This window comes from Pandoraea sp. LA3 (assembly GCF_022696215.1).
Lineage (GTDB): Bacteria > Pseudomonadota > Gammaproteobacteria > Burkholderiales > Burkholderiaceae > Pandoraea > Pandoraea capi.
Genome location: NZ_PTPY01000041.1, coordinates 250,055 through 267,049, shown reverse-complemented (window position 1 = coordinate 267,049; position 16,995 = coordinate 250,055). Strand labels below are relative to the sequence as shown.

Genomic DNA, 16,995 nt, shown 5'->3' with positions numbered 1-16,995 from the left:
GCAGCGTCAGCCCGCCGTATTCCTCGCCGCAGGCCCGTGCACCAGACGCGAGTACGAGACGAGCATCGACACCAGTTCCTGCGTGGCCAGCGTGAACGGCGCCGAGCGGCGAGCCACGAGACAGACGTCGCGCGGATCGAACGCCTCCCGAATCGGAATGCTCGTCAGCGCGCCGGAGAACAGCGTCAGCTCGGAGAGCACGCGCGGTTCGATCGTCAGATAGTCGGACTCGCAGACGATGTGAAGCGTCTCCAGCAGCGACTCCGCCGTCAGCACGATCTTCGGTGCGCCGAGATTCTCAGTATTGAACAGGCTGATCAGCCGATTTTCGGCGCCCCCGACAATGCCTGCCGGACGAATACTCACCCACTCGCAATCGACCAGATCACGAATGGACGTGACGTGCGCCTTCGGATGCCCCTTGCGCGCGATCACGCTGGGCACCGACCGGTACAGACGCTCGATGGACAGATCGACGTCGCTCACCTGCGGGGCGAGCGGCGCGAGCGCGAAATCGAGCCGTCCATCGCGAATGCGCTCGATCAGCATCTTCGTGTAGCCACTGGTGACATGCACCTTCACGCGGGGAAAGCGCTCGACAAAGCGTTTGACCACCGGCAGCAGCAACTCGGCCAGCGGTTCCGACGTCACGCCGAGCGTGATGTTGCCTTCCTCTTCACCGCGCGACTGCATGACGTCCTGCGACGCGAGTTCGCAGTCGCGCAGGATCGCGTTGGCGCGCACCAGAAAGCGCTCACCGATGGGCGTGAGGCTGATGCCCTGATGCGAGCGGTTGAGCAGCGTGACGCCCAACTCGCCCTCCAGGCCCTGAATTGCCTGCGTCAGGGTGCTTTGTGCGATGTCGAGCGTGCGCGCCGCGGCGCGAAAACTTCCCTGCTCCACCACAGCGCAGAACACTCGAAGCTGGACTAATGTCATGGGACCTCTCATCGTCTTGACGGGCCGGCGCGAGGATCGCGGGCATGGCAGTCATGCCCTGGCCGGTTCGCTTGCGCCGCAAACGCGCCATCGTACCGCACTACCCCGGCGCCCAAGCCCTTCCCGGAAGTCAGGCGGCGCGAACGGCCGCGCTGGCCTGCGTCGCCACGGGTGCGACGAGCTGGTACAAGTCCTTGCAGTTGTCCAGTTCGGGGATCAGATCGATCACACGGCCCACACCCGCGTCGCGCGCGAGGTCGTGCAAATAGCGCAACGTGGAGAAATCTTCGAGCGCGAAGCCCACGGAGTCGAACACCGTGACCTGTTCGGCCGTCTCACGTCCCGCCACTTCGCCCGACAGCACTTGCCAGAAATGGATGACCGGCGAATCTTCGGGCAGATGTTGAATCTCGCCCTCGATACGCGTCTGCGGTTCGAACTCCACCATGACGCGCGCCGCCGTCACGATGTCGGTATGCAATTCGGTCTTGCCCGGGCAGTCGCCGCCAACGGCGTTCAGGTGCATGCCCGGCTCGATCATGTCCGGCGTGAGGATGGTGGCGTTCGCCTTGTCGGCCGTGACGGTCGTCACGATGTCCGCCCCGCGCACGGCGTCGCGCGCTGAGGCGGCGCACACGATGCGCAGGCCGGCCACGTTCGAGAGGTTGCGCACGAGCTTGGCGGTGGCATCCGGATCGACGTCGAACAGACGGATCTCTTCGATGCCCAGCATCGCGTGAAACGCGAGCGCCTGGAATTCGCTCTGCGCGCCGTTGCCGATCAGGGCCATCACACGGCTGTCCGGGCGTGCCTGCATCCTCGCGGCGAGCGCCGACGTGGCGGCCGTGCGCAGCGCGGTCATCAGCGTGAATTCGGACAGCAGCAGCGGCGCGCCGGTGTGCACGTCGGCCAGCACCGAGAACGCCATCACGGTCAGCAGATTGCGACGCGTATTGATCGGGTGACCGTTGACGTACTTGAAACCGTACAGGTCGCTGTCGGACACGGGCATCAGTTCGATGACGCCGTCCTTGGAGTGGTTGGCCACACGCGCCGACTTGTCGAACTCGGGCCAGCGCAGGTAGTCGTTGCGGATGTAATCGGCCAGTGTCTGGATGAACGGCGCGACACCGGTTTTTCGTAACAGCTTTTGAACGTCGTGAATGTCGATATAGCGAGTCATGAATTGTCTCGTTGTCAGAATCAGGTTCGGCCTACATTGGCGTCTGGCTTGGCGAAAATGACGGAAGTGTCGAAGTCGATGGATCGGGCGCCGATCACGCGCCCAGCAGCATGCCGGTGCGTTGCGAGCGATGCCCCGTGACGCGCCCCAGCGGGTCGCCCGCGTTGACGAAGCGCACGTCGCGTCGCATGTACATCACGCCCTGCGTGCGACTCACCAGCGTGGTGATGTCGCCCGTGACCGGGTCCACGATGTCGAAGACCGGCTGATCGATCTCGACCAGCGCGCCGAGTACGGCCCGATGCACGAGCACGCCCGCGCACGGTGCGCGGAACTGTTCGCTGCCGGCGAGCGGCGTGGCCGGATACGGCAAGTCGGGCAGCGGCGAGACTTGCCCGTCCACATCGCCCGTGTAGGTCAGGTATTGGAGGATGGCGCTGGCGTCGGCTTCGGCCTGCTCGTACGAGACGTCGCGCTGACCGCGATGCTCGACCGTCACCGACACCGGGCCGGATGGCATCGGATACGTCGCGCCGAAATGCTGGCGAAGCTGATACCACGTGTAGCTCTGCGCTTCGTCGAACGAGTGCGCACCCGAGTCCAGCGCCAGCAGGTTCGCCTTCGAGCCGAGATAACGGGCCAACGGCTCGACGGCGGGCCAGCATTCGTCGCCGGTGTAAAGATGCATCGTCGCTTCGCGCGAGCAATGCAGATCGAGCACGATGTCGGCGTCATGCGCCTGAAGCATCAGCAGCGACTGGAGCGCCCCGAAGGCATCGGTGACGGGACGCGCCAGCAACGCCTCGCGCCATGCGGCACGCACACGATCCCGATTGCGCGCGATGTCGTCCGTCAACGCTTCCGGCTGCTGTTCCAGCAACTTCACGATGGCGTCGGACAGCATCGGGAAGCTGCGGTTGTAGTTGCGACCGCTGGCAAGCTCGAAGCGCCCCTGCGGCGCGCCCATCAACCACTGGTTCAGACCGAGCGGGTTCGCCACGCTCAGCAGCACGACTTCCGCGCGCAGGCGACCCTGCGCTTCGAGCACGAGCAACTTCTCGCGAAGCCGGGTGGCGACGAGCATGGCCGGGATCTCGTCGGCGTGCAGCGCGGCCTGCACATAGACCTTGCGCCCGCAGTTCGCCTCACCGAAGTGCTGTGCCACGACGGATTGCGCGGTGCCGGTACCAACGAACGGCAGGGGGTGGGTTACGCTTTGCATGAATGAAATCGAATCAGGTCGTACAGGTATAGCCAGGGCCGGATCGTGAAAGCACCGGCCGATGAGTCAGTGTAGGCAGACGGGCGTCGCTCAGGAATGCGGCCGCACCGATCAGGATCATCTTTGCCAATCACCCGGGGGCATCGGAAAACCGATTCCCCCGGGGGGCGAACATCAGGCGGCAAGCACGGCCACGCGATGCGCCTCGTCCACGCTGCCCGCCACGCTTGCGAGCGTGGGCATCGCCTGCGGCGAACGCTCGGGGTCGTAGTACGGCAGCGAGGCATCGTGCGGACCGAGCGCGCGCGTTTGCACCGCGAAGCCCGTCTCACGATTGCCGCGCAACTCCGGCACCGCCTGCAACAGACGCCGCGTGTAAGGGTGTGCGGGCATATCGAAAATCGCGTCTCGCGTGCCCGACTCCACGACATGCCCCCGGAACATCACGATGACGTGATCGGACAGTTGCTCGACCACGCCCAGATCGTGCGAAATCAGCAGACAGGCGAAGCGATACCGCGCCTGCAACGCGACCAGCATTTCGAGCACCTGCTTCTGCACGGTGACATCGAGTGCCGAGACCGGTTCGTCCGCCACGATGATCGCGGGATGGCTGGCCAGCGCCCGTGCGATTGCCACGCGCTGGCGTTGTCCGCCGGAGAGCTGGTGGACGAAGCGCGGCCCGAAGCCGCTCAGCCCCACGTCTTCCAGCACCTGCGCCACCCGTTCGCGACGCTCAGCAGCGGTGAGCGACGTGTCGAGCCGCAGCGCTTCGTGCACCAGTGCCTCGACACGCATGCGCGGGTCGAGCGACGAGTACGGGTCCTGAAACACCATCTGGATAGAGCGACGCGCCTCACGCAACTCGCTGCGCGTGCCGTCCCCGGGGAACGGCTTGCCCAGCACCTTGACTTCGCCGCCCGCGAGCGGCAGCAAGCCCATGATGGCCTTGGCCATGGTCGTCTTGCCGCTGCCCGATTCGCCGACGATGGCAAGCGTCTGTCCTGCGCGCAACGAGAACGAGCACGGGAACACCGTCGGCACACGGGTCTTGCCCCACAGGCGGGTCGGCACGAGATAGTCGATGGCGACCTTGTCGACTTCGAGCACACGCTCGCCGGCCTGGGTATCTGCCTCGTTCGCCGTGTCGCCGGTACCGCGCGCATCGCGACGCGGCAGCGATTCGAGCAGGCGCTGCGTGTAGTCGTTGGACGGATGCGCCAGCACGCGCGCCACCGGGCCGGTTTCGACGAGATCGCCGCGTCGCACGACCATCACCCGTTCGGTGTAGGCGGCAACGAGCGCGAGATCGTGACTCACGAAGATCAGCGCCGTGCCCTCTTCCCGTGTGAGGCCGATCATCACGTCGAGCACTTCCTTTTGCACGACGCAATCGAGCGCCGTCGTCGGCTCGTCCGCGATCAGCAGGCGCGGCTTGAGCAGCATCACGGCCGCCAGCAGAATGCGCTGACGCATGCCCCCTGAGAACTCGTGCGGGAAGCGGTTCATGCAGCCCTTCGGGTCCCGCACACGCACGCGTTCGAGCATGGCGATGGCCTTCTCGCGCGCCTGCGCCTCGGGCACGCCACGGCGGCGCACCAGCGCCTCGACCATCTGCTCGCCGATGCGGATCGCCGGGTTGAGCGACACCATCGGCTCCTGGAACACCATGCCGATATCGGTACCGCGCAGCTCGCGCCACGCCTGCGGTGTCAGATCGAGCAACGAACGGCCATCGAACTGCATGGACTTCGCCTGCACGGTCGCCGAATCCGGCAGCAGGCCCAGCAGCGCCTTGCCGATGAGCGTCTTGCCGCTGCCCGACTCGCCGACGATGGCCAGCGATTCGCCGGGGCGCAGGTACAGATCGATATCGCGCACGACGTCACGCTGTCCGCCCTGCCCGTCAGGGAACGCAATGCGCAACCCTTTGATCGAGAGCAACGCGCCAGCTTCAGCCGCCTGGGCGGCCTTGTGTTTATCAGATGTCGAGGTCATTTCGCCTCCTTCATGCGGGGGTCCAGCAGGTCGCGCACGGCGTCTCCCAGCAGGTTGATGCCGAACAGCGCCAGCGAGATCGCCGTGCCGGGGAACAGCACGAGCCAGAACGCCTGCTCGATGGACGAGCGGCCATCGGCCAGCATGCCGCCCCACGTCGGTTCCGGTGCGGGTACGCCCAGCCCCAGAAAGCTCAGCGCGCTCTCGGCAAGCAAAGCCGAGCCGAACAGCGACGTCGAGAAGATCAGCAGCGGCTGCACGCAATGCGGCAGCACGTGCCGGATGAACGTCCAGACTTCGGAATTGCCCATCGTGCGCGAGGCGATCACGTAATCGCGGGTGCGCAACGACAGCACGGCGCCACGGGCGATACGGCTCACGGACGGCGTGTAAGCCAGTCCGAGCGCGAGCACCACGCCCCACTTCGACGGCCCGAGCACCGTCATGATGCCCAGCGCCAGCAACAGACCGGGGAATGCCATGAGGGCGTCGACCAGCATGCCGGCGATACGGTCGAGCCAGCCGCCGACGTAGCCGCAAATGGCGCCGATCAGCGTGCCGCCGGCCAGCGCCAGCATTACCGACGCGAGACTGACCGTGATGCTCACGCCGGCGCCCGCCATCAGACGCGAAAGGACGTCGCGACCGAAGGCGTCGGTGCCGAACCAGTGCTGCATGCTCGGCGCGGCGTAGCGGGCATAGAGATCCACGTCGATCGGGTTATAGGGGGTGTAGACGAGATCGACCGCGGCGATCAGCACCAGCAGCCCGACCAGAAAGCCGCCAATCCAGAGGTTGGCGCGATGTAAAGATTTCATGGCGTTCAGTGTTTGAGTCGGGGGTCGAACAGCGGATAGAGCAGATCCACGATCAGGTTGATGACGACGTAGATCAGCGCGATCACCAGCAGACATCCCTGCACGACGGGGTAGTCGCGTGCATAAATGCTCTCGACCAGCAAACGCCCCATGCCCGGCAACGTGAAGACGGTTTCGATCACGGCGCCGCCCGCGAGCAAGTGCCCCACGACCAGACCGATCACGGTAAGCGCCGGACCGAACGCGTTCGGCAGCGTGTGACGGGCGAGCACGCGTCGCTCGCTGAGCCCCTTCGCCCGCGCGTGGGCGATGTATTCGAGACGCAGCACGTCGATGCTGCTTGCGCGGATCATGCGCGTGACGACCGCAATTTCCCCGAGGCTCACGGCAATCACCGGCAGCACGAGGTACTTCAGCGACCCCCAACCGGCCTGCGCGAACGTCTGATAGCCGAACGTCGGCAACCAGTGCAGCTTCACGCCGAAGACCCAGATCAGCAGAATGCCGGACCAGAAACTCGGGATCGAGACGAGCAGGATCGTCGTCATGACGACAGCCAGATCGCTGCGATGGTTCTGACGCCATGCGGCGAACAGGCCCGCCGGAATCGCCACGAGACACGCGATTACCGTCGCGCTCAGCACGATCTGCGCCGTCACCGGGAACGCCTCGGCGATGAGCGTCGAGACCGGACGATGACGCGCGATCGACATGCCCAGATCACCGCGCAGCAGATGCTCGATCCAGTGCAGGAACTGCATGGGCAGCGACTCGTCGAGACCGAACTCATGGCGCAGGTGGGCGAGCAATGCCGGGTCGTGGATGTCGCCCAGCATCAGCGTGGCCGGATCGCCCGGAATGGCGCGGATCATCGCGAAGACGAGCACCGCCACGATCACCACCGTGGGGAATGCCATCGCGATACGTTTGAACAGATACGTCGGCATGGCCTCAGTCCTTCGTCACGTTATAGAAGCGCTTCAGACGCAGCGGCCAGGTCGTCACGCCATGCAGGCGCGAGCTGACCAGAATCAGGTCCGGCGAGTCGTAAAGCACGAGCATCGGCGCGTCGGCCAGCATGCGTCGATGCAGTTCGGCGAGCACTTTGGCGCGCACGGCTTCGTTGGTCTCGCCCGAGATGCTGCGCAGTAGCGCGAGCGCATCCGGGTCTTCCCACTGCACCAGCGGGTTGCGCGACTTGTCGCCCAGCACGTCGGCGAAGATCAGCGCAGGGTCGGTACGCGCGGTGTAGCCGAAGGCCATCAACTGGAAACGGCCCGCGCGGTAGTCGGCGAGTTGCTTGCCCCACTCGACCACCTGCAACTTGACGTTGATCCCGGCACGCGAGAGCAACGATTGCAGGTACACGGCCATCGTGAACATGTGCGAGTAGCGACGGTTCGTCTCCAGCGTGATCGTCTGCCCGTGATAGCCCGCTTCCTTGAGCAGACGTTTGACCTCGGGCAACGACTGCACGTAACCCGCTTTCGTGACGTCGGTTGCAAGCGCGCTGGCGTTGGGCACGAGCGACGGGTTGTAGCCCGTGCGCCCTTCCGTGACGGCATTCGCGATGCCTGGCAAGTCGGCAGCCAGTGCGATGGCGCGTCGCATGCGCACGTCGGAGAGCAGCGGATCGCGGTTCTGGATCAGCAACGTGGCCGGATCGGCGCCAGGTCCGGCGACGATATGCCAGCCCGGATCCTTCGGCGGCACGATCTGCTCCGACATGTTCATCGCATCGATCTGCCCGGCCATGAGCGCCGAGAGTTGCGACGTCTCGTCGGGAATCACGACGAAACGCACGTCGGCGTGAGCGATCTTGCTGCCCGCCAGACCGCTGGCCTCTTCCTTGCGCGGCTGGTACCCCTCGAACGGCTTGAGCAGCACATACTGCCCCGGCTGCCAGTCGCTGAACCGGTATGGTCCCGTGCCGATGGGATGCACCCACTTGCCCTGTGCATCCACGCTTTCCGGACTGAGCACCGCCATCGGGCAGCGCGGGTCGGTCATGTGGTTGAGGAACAGCGCCGAAGGTTTGTCGAGCGAAAACACCACGGTATTGCGATCCGGCGCTTGCACGCCCAGCACCTTGGCGCCGGCATGGCCGTCGTAGGCACGGCGGCAGTAGAACCCGGTCTTCGGGTTCATGAAGTACTCGTAGCTCCACTTCACATCGGCGGCAGTCACCGTCTTGCCGTTGTGGAATTTCACGCCGTGCCGCAGATGGAACGTGTAAGTCTTGCCGTCCGGCGAGATGTCCCACGAGTCGGCGAGCATCGGCCCGATGCTCATGTCGGCGCGCAGCGCAACGAGCGACTCGACCACGTGCGCGAGGATGGTGTCGGTCGCGGTGTTGCGCAGAATGCTGCCCGGCATCGACGTGGGTGTGTCGGTGCTGAGCGCGAAGCGGATCTCGCGATGCGGGGCTGGCGTAATGGGTGTCGGCGATGCCTGCTGTGCCTGCCCTGCGTCGGTTTGCGCGACTGCCGTGCCCGCGAGTGCGAGGGCGGCGAGCGTCGTGGCGGCTGCGGCAAGGGTCGCGCCGCGCAGACGTGCACGTATGCCGGGACGCGACGTTGTCGTCATTGTTTTTGGGAACATCGGAAATCGTTGGGATAGAAAGAGCCGGCGCCGGGACGTCGTCTCCTGAAGACGTCACGCGGCGCGTCTGAACGACCGGCTGGCGATCTCAGCGCAGGCGGTATTCCACGAATTCGCGAGATTCGTACGGCTTGCGCGCGATCCACAGCACGCCCTCGGCGGCGTCCATGAGCGTGGTCGAGACCGTCGCGGCAATGCTGTCGAAGCTGACCTTGCGCGGCACGCGCAGCACGCCGACCGGTGCGCCGAAGTCGTCCGCCAGCGCCGCCTTGATGACGTTCCAGTCGATCTTGCCCTGCGTGCGACGCGCGTCTTGCAGCGCCTGCGTGACGCGGCGCTGGCGGTAGATCGAGTCCGGGCTCTTGGCCAGACCGAGATCGCGCAGCTTGGTGCGCGCTACCGGGCACATCCAGTGGTTGGCGTGCACCAGCACGTCGTCTTGCGGCGTGAGCCAGAAGATTTCGTCCGGCGCGCATTCGAGATCGACGGCTTCGCCCTTGGCGTCGGCAAGCATCAGATTGTTCGACGCATAACGACGCGTGCTCCACAGCGCCTTCATGGCGTCGGCCATGCTGGTCGAGTCGAGCATGCGACGGCGAATCAGGGCGAGCGGCGTGTCCGCCTGGCTCGCATTGACGTAATCGCGATCGGACGTGAGGAAGTTGCCGGAGAGCGAGAGCCCTGCGCTGTTGATGCCATGACGGCCCAGCGTGCCGGCCTCGGTGAACACCAGCAGGTCGGGACCGTCCTCGCGACGCATGCGCAGCACGATGCCGGTATCGGCGCACTCTGCACGCCAGTCCCAGTTGTGTGCGTGCATCAGGCGGCCGGTCGCGCTGGACGACGGCATGACGATGAGCCCGGTACACCCGTCGTCGAGCGCCTTGCGGGCTTCGCCGATCTCATCGTGGCCGTACATCATTTCCGTGCGGCAGTTGATGAGCACGATGTCCTCGATCGTGAGCCCTGCACCTTCGGCAATGCCGCGCATCTCTTCGAGATAGCTCGCATCGAACGCTTCGATGATCGGCACCATGCGTGCGGACAGAGCACGCTGACGCTCGTGCGACACACCGCGCTTATCGAGTTGCGAGCGATACAGGGCCAGACTGCGCGCCACGCGCTCGGGCACCTGACGTCCGTGCGCAAGACCCCGCTCGAAGGGGCCGCCGCTCACATCGACCAGCGGAAAGGCTTCATTGGCATTCATCGTGTTTTGTCTCGTCAAGTCCTGAATCTGGCTGGATTTTCATGGGTTTCCTGCATGCAAGGCACATGTCGGCACCATGACACCCAATCATCGTAAGAGGCCAAATCTCGCCCGGGAAGCACGGACTCGGCGATCGGTATCGCTTTTGCCGATCACGACGCCTCGCGCCCGCAGAAAAACCGTGCATCTGCCGGAGCGCGCGCGCCGCGAAGTCCCATCGGCGTTGTCGGCGGCGATTCCCTCCAAACAGGCTCAAATCAGGGTTTTCCCGAAGACTAAAACCCTATCGGAAAAATCGATCGTGAACCGTAGAAGTTGGCTTCCGCGACATTTCTTTTTCTTGAAAACTCTGCCCTCGTCAACGCTGGCGGCCCGCTGCCGCTTGACGCGCGGCCCGTCGATCCAGCGACGGACGCTCGACTTGCGAATCACTCTTACAACAACCCCGCATGGCGCAGCCGACTCGCCGCGCTGCGCCGTCGCGGGTTCAGGTCCCTTGGAGATGTCACGATGAAGTATGGAATGCCGGCGATTGCGCTCGCCAGTTGTCTGGTTTGCGGCAGCGCTTTCGCACAGAGCAGCAATGTCCGTTTGTACGGGTTGATCGACAACGGATTCGTCTACAACAACAACGCAAAGGGCGCGTCGCAATACCAGTTGGCCTCGGGCAACCTGCAAGGCAGCCGCTGGGGCATCGCAGGCACGGAAGACCTCGGTGGCGGGCTGTCGGCCGTGTTCCGTCTCGAAGGCGGCTACAGCATCGACACCGGCGCCCTCGGTCAGGGCGGCTCGCTGTTCGGCCGACGTGCGACGGTCGGGCTGGCCAACCGCTACGGCACCTTCTCGCTGGGACGTCAGTACGACGCCCTCACGGATTACATGGCGGGCTACTCCGCCACGGGATCGGCGCGCGGTGATGTGGTCAAGTCGTGGGCCGGAGTGTACGGCGCACACCCGGGCGATCTGGATAACCTCGGCGGCTCGAACCGTACCAACAATGTCGTGAAGTATTCGAGCGCGAACTTCAACGGTCTGTCGTTCGAATCCGCCTACAGCTTCGGCAACAAGGCGGGCGACTTCAGCAGCAGCCAGAGCTTCAGCCTCGCCGGTGCGTATCGCAACGGCCCGCTCGACGCCGGTGTCGCTTATCAGAACGTGCGCAACCCGAACTACGCCAACTGGGGCGTGAACCCGAGCGCGAACAACGCCACGTCGACCAGTTCGCTCAACATGAACAGCCCGGTGTACAGCGGCTTTGCGTCTGCCAAGACGATGCAGGTCGTCGCGGCCGGCGCGGCGTATCAGATCGGCACCGTGCGTATCGGCGGGATCTACACGAACGTCGAATTCCAGCATCTGGGCGGCACGCCGGGCAACGGCCTGAATCCGCTGAAGCTGGCAGGCACTGCCGTGTTCAACACGTATGAGCTGAACGTCGCATGGCGTCCGATTCCGGTGGTGCAACTCGCCCTGTCGTACGCGCTCACGCGCGGCAATTCGGTCGGCAGCGTGTCCGGCGCGAACTACGGTCAGTGGAACCTCGGGGCGGACTATGCCCTGTCGAAGCGCACCGATCTGTATGCCGTGATGGTGTACCAGCGCGCGTCGGGCGTCGATTCGACGGGCAAAGCGGCTGTCGCGGCCGTGGCAAACCTGACGGCGTCGTCGACCAATTCGCAGGTCGGCGCGACGGTCGGCATTCGTCACGTGTTCTGATATCGTCTGCGCCTATCGCCACTCTGCCTTGCGTTATGCAACGTTTGCCCAGAACTTCGCGCACCCTCGCACTGCTGGGCGATAGCTGGGTGCGCGGCTCGGGACTGCCGTTCGCGGCAACCGGTCGCGCGCCCACCTACTTCGTCCCTCAACTCGCACGTACGTTACGAGAACGCTTCGGAGACGCCGGCGGCGGCTGGTGCGGTCTGTCGTACACCACGGACACGGATCGGCGCGGCGGCTCTGCCGAGCCCGACCGATGGCATCAGTCCGGGGTCGGCAGTTGGCGGACCAACGTCCGCAATCAGCCAACGCCGGACATCTGTACCAGCGTGAGCGACACGCCCGGCGATCTGATTCACGTGACGTGGCTGGGTGACGCGACATCTGCGGTCGTGCTGCATGCCTTCGCGGGTGGCGCCATCAACTACCGATGGAACGGCGGACGCTGGCACGGTCTGACGCTCGGCGGCGGGGCCGGTCAATCCCGGTATGCCTTGCAGGACTTCCCGGAAACGGGCGCATGGACGCTGGATATCGCCGTGGCGCAGGGCACGGTCACGCTGTCCGGCATCGAACATCGCGCCAATATGGCCGATATGACCAACGTTTCCGACACACCCGGCATCCGTGTCCACAATCTCGGTGCGGGCGGAAGCACCACGGCCGACTGGCTTGCCGCCATGCGCTCGGCCTCCTGGTTCACGGGTGTTCACTCGCTGGGGATCGACGCCGCAGTGCTCCTGCTGGGCACCAACGATCAACGCGATTTCGACGCGGCCACCTACCGTACCCATCTCGACGAGATCGTCGAGCGTCTGCGCAGCCAGTTGCCGTCGATGAGACTCACGCTCGCGTGCTCGCCTGAGAACAGCGGCGACGAGCCGCAACGACGTACGCGTCCGATGTCGGCCTATCAGGACGCCGCAGCCACCGTCGCCGCGCGTCACGGTTTGTCGGTGGTGGATTTGCAGCAGACATTCGGCGACGTCGCGCAGTACCGCCACGACGGCCCCAACCCTTTGCTCGACGCGTCGCGCCTCCATCCGAATGGGCTCGGCAGCGCGGTGCTGTGCGAACGCATGACACAAGCGTGTCTGGCGATGCTGGAAGCCCGTTGATCCCCCGATCGACGCAAGACCTCTCCTTGCGTCGATCTTATTTTTCGTCGTTTGACTTATACGGGCATATGCCCACATAATCCGGACATCGTCTCACCCTGAGCATGAAACCTCGTATGAACGCATCGAATCCGGTCCCCGGCGTGTGCAACAACACGGCCCTGCGCAAAGCGGCGCGGCACGTGACGCGTTTTTACGACACGTGTCTGGCCGAAACGGGGTTGCGCGGCACGCAATACGCCATTCTCAATCTCGTGGCGACGCGGGGACCGTCGACCATCGCAGATCTGGCCGAGACGCTTGTCATGGATCGCGCGACGATGGGTCACAATCTGCGCCCGCTTGAGCGCGACGGACTCATCGCGATCCGCGTCGGGCAACGCGACCGGCGCGAGCGCGAAGTCACGCTGACCGACGAAGGCACGGCCCTCGAAGCCGAAGGCAAACTCGCGTGGAACCGCGCGCAGAAACAGTTCGAAACCCTGTTCGGCAAGGAAGACGCGCTCGCCATGCGCCGTGTCATGGCGCGGATTGCCGCGCTCGACCTCCAGGACAACGACGCTACCGAACGTCGATAAGCACACACCGGATCACGCGGGCCGCCCAGTCCGCGTTTTCATTTCTCAAATACGGGCATATGAGGATATTTATGCGGTATTCCCTTCGTAGTTGCACGTTGCTTCCGATGATGGCGCTCGCCATGATGCATGCCAGCGTATCGTTTGCCGCCACTTGGTCGCCGAACGACGAGCAGCGCGTCCGCTCGCTGTTTCTCACGCAAGTCGCGGCCGAAAACGCCCACGACATCGCGACGCTCGGCACCGTTCTGGCGGACAGCGATGCCGGACGCCCGTCCCCCGTGTCGTTCGTCGCGCGGGCCTATCGCTTCTGGGGTAAGGACGCCGTCATGCAGCACTTCCGCGAAGCCTTCGCCGGGACATGGCACCTCGAACCGGATGCGGCCCAGATTCAGGTGATTCCGCTGAGCGACGACACCGCCCAACTCTACGCGCCGACGCAAGTCACGCTCGGCGGACCGGGCAAACCTGCCGTCACGGCCCCGTTCCTCATCAACCAGTTTGCCGTTCGCACGCCGCAAGGCTGGAAGTTCACGGCAATTCTTCCCGTCCCCGCGCAATAAGGAGGTCGACGATGCTCCGGCAAACCCTCACGACATTCGGCGTTGCGCTCGCGTGCGCGATGTCGGTCCTCCCGCAGTCGAGCCACGCAGCGACGAGTTTCAGCGACAGCGATCGCGAGCAGGTGACGGCACTGTTCGCGAAGCAGGCGAACGCCGCCACCGCACACGATCTTGCCGCGTTCGAATCGGTACTGGCCAACCCGTCGTCCGACGGCACGGACCCCGTCGTCTTCGTCGCGCGTGCCTACCGTTACTGGGGCAAAGCGGCGCTGGTCGAGCATTTCCGCGAGACGTTCAAAGGCGTTTGGAAATTCGAGCCCGATATGGCGCAGTTGCGCATCGTGGCACTGACGCCCGATGTCGCCCAGTTGTATGCACCCACGCGAATCACATTGGGACACACCGATGCCGACGCGCGAACCGCCCCCTATCTCGTTTATGAAGTCGCCGTGCGCACGACCGAGGGCTGGCGCATTGGCTCGATCGTGCCAATTGCCGCGCAATGATCGCAGCACAGGAGAAACACTGAAATGAAAGCAGCCGTGTATTACGTGAACGGAGGCCCCGAGGTCTTCCGCTTCGAATCCGTGGACGATCCCGTCTGCGGCCCCGATGACGTCGTCATCGACATTCAGGCCATCTCGCTCGAGGGCGGCGATCTCATCAATCGTGAGATTCGTCCACTGGCGCGCGTGCCTCACATCGTCGGCTATCAATGCGCGGGCATCGTCTGCGAGGTTGGCGCGCACGTGCGCAACCGTCAGGTGGGGCAGCGTGTCGTTGCCGTGCTTGCATGGGGATCGCACGCCGAGCGCGTGGCAGCACCGGCGGCCGATACGTGGGTCGTGCCCGATACGCTCGATCTGATGGCCGCTGCCGCGATTCCGGTGGCATGGGGCACCGCGCATGAATGCCTGTTCCACACCGGCGGCCTTCAGGCCGGGCAGACCGTGCTGGTGCACGCCGGGGCGGGCGCGCTCGGGCTTGCGGCCATCCAGTTGGCAAGCGCCGCCGGCGCCACGGTCTACGCGACGGCGTCCAGCGACGAGCGGCTGTCGCGCCTGACGCCTTTCGGCATGAGCGCCGACATCAACTACGCCGCCGACGACTTCGTCGAGCGCGTGAAGATGCTCACCGGAGGGCGAGGCGTCGACCTCATCGTCGACAGCATTGCGGGGAGCACGCTCGTGCGTGGCGTGGCGGCACTCGCTTATGGTGGACGCATCGTGACCGTAGGCGTATCCGGGCGCGATACCACCCGGCTGGACCCGGTCAGCCTATGGCGCGGCAATCAGAGCGTGCACGGCGTGTATTTCCCGACGCGTCTGGATCGTGAGCACGACCGTGTGCATGCGGTCGTCGACGCGCTGATTCGTCGCGTCGCCGATGGCGAGCTCAAGGTCGTGATCGACCAGACCTTCCCGCTCGATCAGGCGCAGATCGCGCACGCCTACGTGCAGTCGCGAAAGGCGTTCGGGCGCGTGATGATGACGCCCTGAATCACGCACTGAAACACGCAGGAACGCTCAGAGATCGCTGGTGCGCGGAATGACGACGGCTTGCCCATGCAGCTTGCCGTCGTCATCGATCAGTTGCCAGAGCGTGGCCTCTTCGATCATGAATCGCTCACCGGTCTTGGTGATACGCACGCCCTTGTAACCCGACTCGTAGCCCAGACGCTGCACGCGTTCGAGAAACTGCTGACGCTCCTCGCGATTGGGGGCTTCGGCCGAGAGCCGCGACGGCAGCGCCGTGATCTCGTTCCAGTCGTAACCGAAACGACGCTGCGCGGCCTTGTTGCCGTACATGAACACTGGATCGGTTGCCGTGTTGTGGGCCAGCACTGCGAACGGAGCACGCTCGTAAAGCCATTCGACGGCTTGCTCGGCAGGGATGTCTTCAGGGACTAGCGGGCGGCCAAGCAGTCGGGCATGGCTATCCGCGAGGAGTTGGAAAAACGCGGGATCAGAGTGACGCGGAATCATGTGGCAACTTCAACTACGAATGACGGAAGGCCCCCACGATACCGCATCCTCATGAACAAAAAAGGGCAGCGGCCGGAGATACAACACCGTCCAGTCACCCTCGTCGGCAACAAACGCTCACTGTCCGAGCATCAGTTCCAGATTCTGAACCGCCGCCCCCGACGCGCCCTTGCCGAGGTTGTCGAGCACCGCCGCCAGCAGAATCTGGCCGTTTTCCTTGTGTGAGAAGACGCTCAACTGCATCAGGTTGGTCCCGTTCAACGCTTCAGGATCGAGCTGTTTCACAACGCCCGATACCTCCTGCGGCATCACCTGCACATATTTTTCATCGGCATAGTGAGCCGACAGGCAGCGGTGCAGCGTCTCGCCGTCCACGCCCGGGGCCAGCAGACGCGTCTCCAGCGGAATCGTCAGCACGATCCCTTGCCGGTACGAACTGTACGAAGGGATGAACATTGGCCGGAACGCCAGTCCCGAATGCTGCTGGATCTCAGGCACATGCTTGTGCACCAGTTCCAGGCCGTACACGCGGTGCTGCGAACGGCTTATCGCATTCGGTCCTTCATGCTCGTCGACGCCCGCACGTCCGCGACCGGAATACCCCGCCACGGCGTTGATGCTCACAGGGTAGTCGCGCGGAATCAGCCCGGCATCGAGCAACGGCCGCAGTAGCCCAACGGCGGCCGTCGGATAGCACCCGGGATTCGAGACGCGGCGGGCGCTCGCAACGCGCGATGCCTGCGCTTTCGTCAGTTCCGGCAGGCCATACACCCACTCGGCGTGCGTGCGGTGGGCAGAACTGGCATCGATGACCCGCACATGCGGATTGACGATGGACGCCGCCGCCTCGCGCGCCGCGGCATCCGGCAAACAAAGAATCGCGATATCGCAATCGTTGATCGCTTCGGCACGGCGTTGCGGATCCTTGCGATGCGCGTCCGGCAGCGTGACCAGTTGAATATCGGTGCGCCCGCGCAGCCTGTCATGAATCTGCAAGCCCGTGGTGCCCTGATCGCCATCGATAAAAATCAGCGGAGAAGCCATGTCCGATTACCCCTATC

Annotated in this window: 16 protein-coding genes; 6 read left to right on the top strand and 10 right to left on the bottom strand. The window is 64.6% G+C overall.

Annotated elements, in window-relative coordinates:
• Window positions 1–6: 6 nt before the first annotated feature.
• The 8 genes from C5N93_RS27750 to C5N93_RS27715 all read right to left on the bottom strand — a co-directional run bounded on the left by C5N93_RS27750 (window position 7) and on the right by C5N93_RS27715 (window position 9,971).
• On the bottom strand, window positions 7–939 hold the full coding sequence (locus tag C5N93_RS27750; RefSeq protein WP_069343649.1) for a LysR substrate-binding domain-containing protein: 933 nt from the start codon (window positions 937–939) through the stop codon (window positions 7–9).
• Window positions 940–1,069: 130 nt separating this feature from the next.
• Window positions 1,070–2,122, bottom strand: coding sequence for an ornithine cyclodeaminase (locus C5N93_RS27745; protein ID WP_242561804.1), 1,053 nt, complete (start codon window positions 2,120–2,122; stop codon window positions 1,070–1,072).
• Between the two features lie 94 nt (window positions 2,123–2,216).
• Window positions 2,217–3,344, bottom strand: a complete 1,128-nt coding sequence (locus tag C5N93_RS27740) for a succinylglutamate desuccinylase/aspartoacylase family protein (RefSeq protein ID WP_242561803.1) — start codon at window positions 3,342–3,344, stop codon at window positions 2,217–2,219.
• A 174-nt stretch (window positions 3,345–3,518) separates the two neighbouring features.
• Window positions 3,519–5,342: an ABC transporter ATP-binding protein gene (locus C5N93_RS27735; protein ID WP_242561802.1), complete on the bottom strand. Its 1,824-nt coding sequence runs from the start codon at window positions 5,340–5,342 to the stop codon at window positions 3,519–3,521.
• Entirely contained in the window at window positions 5,339–6,160 is an 822-nt protein-coding gene (locus tag C5N93_RS27730) for an ABC transporter permease (protein WP_150722198.1), read from the bottom strand. Before C5N93_RS27730 ends, C5N93_RS27735 begins: the two co-directional genes overlap by 4 nt.
• A gap of 5 nt (window positions 6,161–6,165) precedes the next feature.
• Window positions 6,166–7,107, bottom strand: a complete 942-nt coding sequence (locus C5N93_RS27725; protein ID WP_069343654.1) for an ABC transporter permease — start codon at window positions 7,105–7,107, stop codon at window positions 6,166–6,168.
• 4 nt (window positions 7,108–7,111) lie between these two features.
• Window positions 7,112–8,746 (bottom strand): ABC transporter substrate-binding protein, encoded by a 1,635-nt coding sequence (locus C5N93_RS27720; protein WP_242561801.1) that lies wholly within the window; start codon window positions 8,744–8,746, stop codon window positions 7,112–7,114.
• Between the two features lie 103 nt (window positions 8,747–8,849).
• On the bottom strand, window positions 8,850–9,971 hold the full coding sequence (locus tag C5N93_RS27715; RefSeq protein ID WP_242561800.1) for a C45 family peptidase: 1,122 nt from the start codon (window positions 9,969–9,971) through the stop codon (window positions 8,850–8,852).
• A 510-nt stretch (window positions 9,972–10,481) separates the two neighbouring features.
• Here C5N93_RS27715 and C5N93_RS27710 point away from each other — a divergent pair.
• The 6 genes from C5N93_RS27710 (at window position 10,482) to C5N93_RS27685 (ending at window position 15,448) form a co-directional block, all read left to right on the top strand.
• A complete protein-coding gene (locus C5N93_RS27710; RefSeq protein WP_242561799.1) occupies window positions 10,482–11,687 on the top strand; it encodes a porin in 1,206 nt (401 codons plus the stop codon).
• A 35-nt stretch (window positions 11,688–11,722) separates the two neighbouring features.
• On the top strand, window positions 11,723–12,808 hold the full coding sequence (locus C5N93_RS27705) for a GDSL-type esterase/lipase family protein (protein ID WP_242561798.1): 1,086 nt from the start codon (window positions 11,723–11,725) through the stop codon (window positions 12,806–12,808).
• Between the two features lie 116 nt (window positions 12,809–12,924).
• A complete protein-coding gene (locus C5N93_RS27700) occupies window positions 12,925–13,386 on the top strand; it encodes a MarR family winged helix-turn-helix transcriptional regulator (protein WP_242561797.1) in 462 nt (153 codons plus the stop codon).
• 71 nt (window positions 13,387–13,457) lie between these two features.
• Window positions 13,458–13,949 (top strand): nuclear transport factor 2 family protein, encoded by a 492-nt coding sequence (locus tag C5N93_RS27695; RefSeq protein WP_242561796.1) that lies wholly within the window; start codon window positions 13,458–13,460, stop codon window positions 13,947–13,949.
• 11 nt (window positions 13,950–13,960) lie between these two features.
• Window positions 13,961–14,455, top strand: coding sequence for a nuclear transport factor 2 family protein (locus C5N93_RS27690; RefSeq protein WP_242561795.1), 495 nt, complete (start codon window positions 13,961–13,963; stop codon window positions 14,453–14,455).
• 24 nt (window positions 14,456–14,479) lie between these two features.
• Entirely contained in the window at window positions 14,480–15,448 is a 969-nt protein-coding gene (locus C5N93_RS27685) for a zinc-binding dehydrogenase (protein WP_242561794.1), read from the top strand.
• 27 nt (window positions 15,449–15,475) lie between these two features.
• Here the strand turns inward: C5N93_RS27685 and C5N93_RS27680 are convergent, their stop codons facing one another.
• On the bottom strand, window positions 15,476–15,934 hold the full coding sequence (locus C5N93_RS27680) for an MEKHLA domain-containing protein (protein WP_242561793.1): 459 nt from the start codon (window positions 15,932–15,934) through the stop codon (window positions 15,476–15,478).
• A 117-nt stretch (window positions 15,935–16,051) separates the two neighbouring features.
• Complete coding sequence (gene argC, locus C5N93_RS27675; RefSeq protein WP_242561792.1) at window positions 16,052–16,978, bottom strand: N-acetyl-gamma-glutamyl-phosphate reductase; 927 nt, start codon at window positions 16,976–16,978, stop codon at window positions 16,052–16,054.
• Window positions 16,979–16,995 lie beyond the last annotated feature (17 nt).

What these genes read in the sequence shown, in the direction of transcription:
- C5N93_RS27750 (WP_069343649.1), bottom strand. Translation starts at nt 939, where the DNA reads ATGACATTAGTCCAGCTTCGAGTGTTCTGCGCTGTGGTGGAGCAGGGA.
- C5N93_RS27745 (WP_242561804.1), bottom strand. Translation starts at nt 2,122, where the DNA reads ATGACTCGCTATATCGACATTCACGACGTTCAAAAGCTGTTACGAAAA.
- C5N93_RS27740 (WP_242561803.1), bottom strand. Translation starts at nt 3,344, where the DNA reads ATGCAAAGCGTAACCCACCCCCTGCCGTTCGTTGGTACCGGCACCGCG.
- C5N93_RS27735 (WP_242561802.1), bottom strand. Translation starts at nt 5,342, where the DNA reads ATGACCTCGACATCTGATAAACACAAGGCCGCCCAGGCGGCTGAAGCT.
- C5N93_RS27730 (WP_150722198.1), bottom strand. Translation starts at nt 6,160, where the DNA reads ATGAAATCTTTACATCGCGCCAACCTCTGGATTGGCGGCTTTCTGGTC.
- C5N93_RS27725 (WP_069343654.1), bottom strand. Translation starts at nt 7,107, where the DNA reads ATGCCGACGTATCTGTTCAAACGTATCGCGATGGCATTCCCCACGGTG.
- C5N93_RS27720 (WP_242561801.1), bottom strand. Translation starts at nt 8,746, where the DNA reads ATGACGACAACGTCGCGTCCCGGCATACGTGCACGTCTGCGCGGCGCG.
- C5N93_RS27715 (WP_242561800.1), bottom strand. Translation starts at nt 9,971, where the DNA reads ATGAATGCCAATGAAGCCTTTCCGCTGGTCGATGTGAGCGGCGGCCCC.
- C5N93_RS27710 (WP_242561799.1), top strand. Translation starts at nt 10,482, where the DNA reads ATGAAGTATGGAATGCCGGCGATTGCGCTCGCCAGTTGTCTGGTTTGC.
- C5N93_RS27705 (WP_242561798.1), top strand. Translation starts at nt 11,723, where the DNA reads ATGCAACGTTTGCCCAGAACTTCGCGCACCCTCGCACTGCTGGGCGAT.
- C5N93_RS27700 (WP_242561797.1), top strand. Translation starts at nt 12,925, where the DNA reads ATGAACGCATCGAATCCGGTCCCCGGCGTGTGCAACAACACGGCCCTG.
- C5N93_RS27695 (WP_242561796.1), top strand. Translation starts at nt 13,458, where the DNA reads ATGCGGTATTCCCTTCGTAGTTGCACGTTGCTTCCGATGATGGCGCTC.
- C5N93_RS27690 (WP_242561795.1), top strand. Translation starts at nt 13,961, where the DNA reads ATGCTCCGGCAAACCCTCACGACATTCGGCGTTGCGCTCGCGTGCGCG.
- C5N93_RS27685 (WP_242561794.1), top strand. Translation starts at nt 14,480, where the DNA reads ATGAAAGCAGCCGTGTATTACGTGAACGGAGGCCCCGAGGTCTTCCGC.
- C5N93_RS27680 (WP_242561793.1), bottom strand. Translation starts at nt 15,934, where the DNA reads ATGATTCCGCGTCACTCTGATCCCGCGTTTTTCCAACTCCTCGCGGAT.
- argC (WP_242561792.1), bottom strand. Translation starts at nt 16,978, where the DNA reads ATGGCTTCTCCGCTGATTTTTATCGATGGCGATCAGGGCACCACGGGC.